Raw genomic sequence first — 6,366 nt, 5'->3', positions numbered from 1 at the left:
GTTGTTGGCGATAGAACCATAAATGCATTGATAGGTTTATTTGTTTTATGCAATATTAGCCCACTTAGCACTACAATGAGGAGGTGAGAGAATTACAATCTTAAACTCCCACTTTCTACCATACACAGATTTTTAACCCCGCGCCTTTTCACTTGACCAAACCATTTGCTTTTGCGCATATTCTCTGCCGCTTGTTTATAATCCCCACATTCAAAGAATCGCAAGGTATTTTTAAAGGTTTTGAGTGTCCCTAAACCAACATTGTAGTCAAAATCTACTAATGCCGCTTTCCTAACACAATCCATTTAGTCTCATCTAGCTCCTTATAACATTCCTCTAAATATTCTCTTAACCATTCTCTAGCCACAGCCTCGCTCACACTTCCATCTGCATTTTTAACTGCGCTTTCTCCTCTGTGCTTAATGGGTTTGCCTCAATGTTGCGTTCGAAGCCTATCGTATCAAATCCCGCTGGACATTTATAAACTTTACTTCTAAAACCCTCAAATTCTGCACTCAAGGGTAAAATTAAATCAATAGTTTCTTTCATCTTTTTCCTTTAAATTCATAAAATTCAATGCTATGTAGTTTTTTGGAGATTCCAAGCAAGAGTAGGTAACCTAGATTTCTAAGTAAAATCTTTCCTCATTGCTTGAATCTCGAGCTTAACTCTAGTTAATCCCTACTTAACCGCGCGAAAGCAAAAATCACTTTAATTGTTTTGTAAAGAATCTCCCTCACTAAAGACAAGACTTATCCACACGATGTGTCAATGGAATTTATAATCTCCCTTGTTGGCTAAATTTATTTTTAACCTCTTTTATGGTAATTCCGCTAATGAGATAATGCCCCTTGTTGCTGCCTGTAAAATCCTCTTGGATTTTAAAGTTTTTAAGTGTTTTGAGGTCGCGGTATCGTGTTACGCTATAACGAGCTTTTGGTCTATGCTCACGCAAAAATTCTACAGCCTTTTCTTCTGTTTCAGCGGCATACACACTCATACCCGCAACAACATCTTGATCATTCATATCGCGCTCATCATTATCAATTTGAATCTCCCCATCTTTAAGAGCTCTAATAACATACCAATTATCTCATATATTCATTTTGTATCCTTTCTTTAAATTATTAGCCAAATTTCTCTTGCTCGTTCTCTTGTGATGATTTCATCATCTAAGATAATTTTATCTTGATGAATCCTCACTTGATGAGTGCTAAAACATTGAAACAAAGATTTAAAAAAATTTGGCTTTTTAAATAAATATTTGTTTTCTTTGTTTTTGTAAATGTTAAAACGAAGCTCTATGTTTAAGGTATATTTTGGATAAAAAAGCATTTTGAATGCCTGTTCTAACGATTTTTCAAAGCGTTTTTGCAATAAAATCCCAAGTTGATAATAACGTTCTCGCATTAAATCTTGAATCTTATTTTCGCAAAACAATTTTTCTTTTTGCAAAAGAAAAACAAATATTTCCAAATTGATAACTAATTTTGTTGATTTTGTGCCTTTGTGGAATCCAATCAAGCTTAAATCAAAGAATCTAGCCATCAATCATCTCTTACCTTAAGCGACTTTTATTGAATATTGTGCATTGCTTATGAGAACGATTCCTCTTTTAGCTGTATGGAGTGATTGATAATATCTAAGACTCTTGATAATCCCTCGCTCATTCCATCATCTTTTGCAATGAGTTCTATGTGGTATTTAGCGGAAGTATCCGTGCTTCTTGTGTTTTCTTTATGAGAGCTAATAGAACCTTTAATGGATACTTTTGCTTTAAAGCACGCAAAATCAATGCTTGCTTCCGCATCAAGCGAACCGCTTTTATCATCTGAAGTTTTGGATTCTTCTGCGGTTTTGACTTCCATATCAAAAGTAACATTCACATTATTAATTGCTAGACTTGGAATCTTTACCACAGCAAGAAGCGGAGTTTGGATATTCATTTTTTTGAGTTGCTCCGTCTTCTTTAATCTGTTCATATTTAAAATCCACCGTTCTTACTGCGGAATTATCCTCTTGCATTCCAACCGTTTGGATAAAATTTGCTGTGGCATTTGCAAGTTGTAATTGTGCGTTGCAATCTGCTTGTAAAGGTCCTCCTATGAGGGACGACATATCTAATCCTGAAAATTGATTTGTAATTTCAGTTGCCATTTTTAACTCCTTAAATTATTCATTTTCCCTATTATTTTCTTTTACTTTATTAAAGGTGAGTGTGAAAGGCTTATTTAATAAAATTGGAATAGATAATGAATTGCTCCAAGAGGCTTCACAGACATTAACAGAGAATGCTGCAGTAGTATTAATTGAAAACTACTCTAAAGAAAAAGAATGCTTAGTTCAATTAAAAGAGAATCTAACAAAAGTCTTTGAAGCAACAGGGGTAAAAGAGGGACAACCTTTTATTATTTTTATAGATGAAATAGACCGCTGTCGTCCAACTTATGCCATTGAAATGCTAGAGAATATTAAACATCTCTTTGGGATTCCAAATCTTGTATTTGTAATCTCTATTGATAAGGCACAACTCTCCAAATCTATTCAAGCAATTTATGGGCAAATTGATACAGAAAACTATCTTAGGAGATTCTTTGATTTAGAATTTATTTTACCTAATCCCTCTCCGCAGAGATTTTGTGAGTATTTGCAAGAGAAGCTAGAGATACAAACAAATCTTGCAGAGATTTTTATTGCAGATAACTTCGCTTTACGAGAATTGCAAAAAATTCTCCCTCAAATTAAACTATTGGAAATGCAACAATTCCAAGACAATAATAAAGAGCCTATTTTTGATATGCAACACGCAATTTTTATTCTACTCATCAAGATTTATAGACCTGATTTGTATTTGCAAATACCCAACATCACAGATGCAGAGGGAATAATGGGGATAGTAGAAAAGCTTGTGTGTAAGGAGAGGTTTGCTTTAAAAGACAGCCCTTTGATTGAATATATTGAGGCTATCTATGGTGTATGTCCTAGATTATATGCTCAAGATAGTTTTTTTATTGAGAATATAAATTTGTTTCATCAAGATAGCAGTAATAAGTGGTATATAATAAAAAATGGAGAAACAATTAGCGTTAGCTTGAATCAGTATTCTTATATAGTGCAAACTTATTGCGACTGGTTAAAACATAGGGGATATTTAAAGATTTCATGGAATAAACATAAAATCATCACTGCCATTAATTTTACCTCTCAATTTACCATACAAGACAAATCAAACAATCGCGCGATAAATCCAACGCCCTAAAACTATCGGTGGGATTCGTTTCTTTCCCTAAACTCTCTTTTGATTCTAGGCACATCGTGGAATATAAATTTTATTATGCCCCCCCCCTTGACTTTTTGAGACTCAATGAGTGCAACTCCTAGCTTAAAGCTCAGATGTTCTTTGTATTTTAAAGCTTCTTGATAGTCTGCATAGGATTCCAAAGGAGGAAGTTTTAAGCCGGGATTCTTTGCTATTTTTGCTTGATATTCTTTTTGTTCTTTTTGATGTCTATAATAAATAGACAGGATAATAAAAGGCATTTGAATATATCCTGAAAGGCTTTTAGAGTTTGAAATCATTGCAGAGCCTAGTTTATATGCTAAATGATTGGAGATTCTCATTTTGGCAGATGAGTATGAATATCTCCTAATGAAAGAGAATGCTGGAAGAAATGTTTGAAAATAATGTTTGCCAAAAAAACACTTTTTTGCTAACTCTTTTAATTCATTATCTTTTAGGGTGAGGATATAATAATAAATATGTTCATTTATTATTAATCTAGAAATTTCTTTGTAGATTTGCTTGCTTCTTGATTTTTTAAGAATATCAAAAAATCCATAATCAATCGCATCGTTAGTATAATTATAAAAAGATTGTAAAGCCCCTAAAGATAAGTTTTTTCCTCTTGTAACACTATTTATGCTTGTAAAATATTTATAAAGATTATCTTTCAAGATATAAATGTTTCTTGCCTGTAAAAATAAACAGATTCCAAAAAGATGGTCTTCGTGCATAACGCCTTCCAAAAATTTTAATTTTATTTTTTTTAAAAAATCAAATCGAATCATACCACCCCAAACAAAAAAGAAATAATCTATTTGATTATTAATCATATCTTGAAGTAATTGTTTTGGTGTTATCACCCAATGACTTTTGTAGTTTAATTTATGGATAAAACTTAAATGAAACCACACTATATCTATATTCTTGTTATTCATAGCGGTTACACATTTTTTTAAACAATCTAAATCCCAAGAATCATCAGAATCTAAAAAGATTAAATAATCTATTTTTGGAATCGCTAAAAGTTTTTTGGTTGTTAAAATTTTTGTATTGTTAAGGTTTTTGATTTTAAATAAATGTAATTTTTCAATTTCTTTGTTTGTAGGAATGAACTGATATTCTTGATTAAAATAATCTATTCCTATATTTCTTGCGCTAGATTGTCCCGCGTTATCTTTTAAAATCAAAGTAATTCTTTCATCATTGGCAGCGTATTCTTTGGCAATTTGACAAGAATTATCTGTACTTCCATCATCAATTAGCAATATCTCTAAATTAGTATGAGTTTGATTAACGACTGAATTTAAGCATTTTTGAAGATATTTTTCTGCATTATAGATTGGAATAATAATTCCGACGCGGTTATTAGCTATACTAGAATCTACAAAGGTTGTATTTTTCATCATTGTATTAGGCGGCTTGTGCCCCCCCCCCCATAAATTTATCTTTTATTTGTGTATCCCAGTTGATATTGCTTTTAATTTTTTTTGCAGGAATGCCACCATAAACACAATTTTCATCCATTAAATGTTTAGTTACAAGAGATTTTGTTGCTATTACGCAATTATCAGCTACGCTAGAATTATTCAAAAAAGTTACATCTTCACAGACCCAAATATGATTACCCAATTTCACATCTCCGGCTTGATTTACTCTTTTAAGGGTTGAAATATCATAGATTGAGTGATTATCTGTCGTGATTAAGCGAATATTGTTAGCAAAGAGGCAGTCTGCTCCTATAAGGATATTTGTATTTTTTTCACCGCAAATTAAACTTGTGCTTCCATTGAAAAAAGTATTGGAAGCAATCTTGATAGAGCAATAATTGGTAACCGTGCCTACGCCTCCAGCAAAAAAGGAAAGTGATAGATTATGATTTATAATCACTCCATCATCAATTTTTATAACATTATTATTTCCATTTATGTGTATTTTGAGATTGCCTCTTTGGTTTATATTTACATTGCCAACTTGAATTGTGTTATTTTCTCCAGATATAGAACAATTTATTTTATCAAAGAATCTGAAGTTATCGCAAAATTCTATAATATTATTTTTTCCTGAAGTTTTTATGTTAGCGTGGTTGTTTGGTATCATCGCTTAAACCTTTTTCGGAAAAAATCTTTTATAAATAGCATAGGATCATTCTTTAGTTTATCAATTTTTCTTTGCAGTTTTGTCTTGCCTATGATTTTTTTATCAGAAGCAAGCATAGTTTTATTTTGAAATAAAGCATTGCACAATAGATTTGTTTCGCAATAAGAAATCATATATTGTTTATTACTAATTTTAAAATCTTTATAAATTTCTTTGATGGTTTCACAATAGTTATGTTGAAAACATTTTAGTGAAAGTTCATTGTTGTATAGCATTTTATTGTCTTGAGACATTTTGGATAGCTTTTCTTGGGTTAAATCCATAAATTCGTAAATTTTAGATATTAGAGAGTCTTTATTGCCAGCTAGAGCATAAAGAACACCACTTGTCTTGTTTTCTAACCATTTATATCCTCCTACATAAGAACAAATTATTGGAGTTCCTAAGGATAAAATTTCTATCATACTCAAATCAAATAAGCTACCTCTATTGGGACACACACAAACATCTGCTGCATTGATATAATCACTTGGATTATCTACAAAAGGAATTTGTATCCATTGTTTGTGGGTTATGGGTGAGATTTGTTTTTCACCAACAACAACAAAATAAATATCATTTCTAGTATTTAGTATGGTTTGTGCTGCTTCTACAAGTATGTCGTATCCTCGGACATCAATAAATCTGCCTATATATAAAATCATTTTAGCGTCAATTGGTATATTCAGATGAGATTTTAAATTTTCTTGACTAAGAATCGGTTTTTTGATAGTTGTGCCAGTAGGGCAAAAGTATATTGGTTTATCTTTGATTAAATTTTCAAAATCAGACCATAAACTATAATATCCCTCTAAACTTTCTTTAGAGGGGAAAAATAGACAATCAGCAAGCTTAAAAGCCCATTTATCTCTTTCGTTAAAATAATAAGACATCAATTTGTTAGTATTTTCATCTAATGGTCTAGCCCTGTTTAATAAATACATATC

General features: G+C 31.5%; 8 protein-coding genes and 1 pseudogene. 1 reads left to right on the top strand and 8 read right to left on the bottom strand.

All coding sequences use genetic code 11. The features are described 5' to 3' along the window. Window positions 1-92 precede the first annotated feature (92 nt). The 5 genes and pseudogenes from Q0Y61_RS09335 to Q0Y61_RS09315 all read right to left on the bottom strand — a co-directional run bounded on the left by Q0Y61_RS09335 (window position 93) and on the right by Q0Y61_RS09315 (window position 2,118). Window positions 93-305 (bottom strand): hypothetical protein, encoded by a 213-nt coding sequence (locus tag Q0Y61_RS09335; RefSeq protein ID WP_297814374.1) that lies wholly within the window; start codon window positions 303-305, stop codon window positions 93-95. A 70-nt stretch (window positions 306-375) separates the two neighbouring features. Continuing rightward, window positions 376-549, bottom strand: coding sequence for a hypothetical protein (locus Q0Y61_RS09330; protein WP_297814372.1), 174 nt, complete (start codon window positions 547-549; stop codon window positions 376-378). 229 nt (window positions 550-778) lie between these two features. Beyond that, a complete protein-coding gene (locus tag Q0Y61_RS09325; RefSeq protein ID WP_297814369.1) occupies window positions 779-1,027 on the bottom strand; it encodes a hypothetical protein in 249 nt (82 codons plus the stop codon). A 92-nt stretch (window positions 1,028-1,119) separates the two neighbouring features. Next, window positions 1,120-1,548 (bottom strand): hypothetical protein, encoded by a 429-nt coding sequence (locus tag Q0Y61_RS09320; protein ID WP_297814367.1) that lies wholly within the window; start codon window positions 1,546-1,548, stop codon window positions 1,120-1,122. Between the two features lie 47 nt (window positions 1,549-1,595). Continuing rightward, window positions 1,596-2,118: pseudogene (locus Q0Y61_RS09315) on the bottom strand (DUF2589 domain-containing protein). Window positions 2,119-2,218: 100 nt separating this feature from the next. On the opposite strand from Q0Y61_RS09315, the gene Q0Y61_RS09310 reads away from it, so the two are divergent. Further along, entirely contained in the window at window positions 2,219-3,259 is a 1,041-nt protein-coding gene (locus tag Q0Y61_RS09310) for a P-loop NTPase fold protein (RefSeq protein WP_297814364.1), read from the top strand. A gap of 2 nt (window positions 3,260-3,261) precedes the next feature. Here Q0Y61_RS09310 and Q0Y61_RS09305 read toward each other — a convergent pair whose 3' ends face one another. The 3 genes from Q0Y61_RS09305 to Q0Y61_RS09295 form a co-directional block, all read right to left on the bottom strand. Beyond that, window positions 3,262-4,689 carry a glycosyltransferase gene (locus Q0Y61_RS09305; RefSeq protein WP_297814362.1) on the bottom strand — a complete coding sequence of 476 codons (1,428 nt, stop codon included), beginning with the start codon at window positions 4,687-4,689 and terminating at the stop codon, window positions 3,262-3,264. A gap of 4 nt (window positions 4,690-4,693) precedes the next feature. Then, window positions 4,694-5,380, bottom strand: a complete 687-nt coding sequence (locus tag Q0Y61_RS09300) for a hypothetical protein (RefSeq protein ID WP_297814360.1) — start codon at window positions 5,378-5,380, stop codon at window positions 4,694-4,696. Next, window positions 5,377-6,366, bottom strand: a 990-nt coding sequence (locus tag Q0Y61_RS09295; protein WP_297814357.1) for a glycosyltransferase, incomplete at its 5' end; no start/stop codon positions are given. The genes Q0Y61_RS09300 and Q0Y61_RS09295, both read right to left, overlap by 4 nt.

The organism is uncultured Helicobacter sp., assembly GCF_947367035.1.
GTDB lineage: Bacteria > Campylobacterota > Campylobacteria > Campylobacterales > Helicobacteraceae > Helicobacter_D.
The sequence above is the reverse complement of the archived record's forward strand: the minus strand, read 5'-3'. Positions and strand labels throughout refer to the sequence as shown.

Excerpts from the sequence above, each read along its gene's own strand:
- Q0Y61_RS09320 (WP_297814367.1), bottom strand. The coding sequence starts at position 1,548 with ATGGCTAGATTCTTTGATTTAAGCTTGATTGGATTCCACAAAGGCACA.
- Q0Y61_RS09305 (WP_297814362.1), bottom strand. The coding sequence starts at position 4,689 with ATGATGAAAAATACAACCTTTGTAGATTCTAGTATAGCTAATAACCGC.
- Q0Y61_RS09300 (WP_297814360.1), bottom strand. The coding sequence starts at position 5,380 with ATGATACCAAACAACCACGCTAACATAAAAACTTCAGGAAAAAATAAT.
- Q0Y61_RS09335 (WP_297814374.1), bottom strand. The coding sequence starts at position 305 with ATGGATTGTGTTAGGAAAGCGGCATTAGTAGATTTTGACTACAATGTT.
- Q0Y61_RS09330 (WP_297814372.1), bottom strand. The coding sequence starts at position 549 with ATGAAAGAAACTATTGATTTAATTTTACCCTTGAGTGCAGAATTTGAG.
- Q0Y61_RS09325 (WP_297814369.1), bottom strand. The coding sequence starts at position 1,027 with ATGAATGATCAAGATGTTGTTGCGGGTATGAGTGTGTATGCCGCTGAA.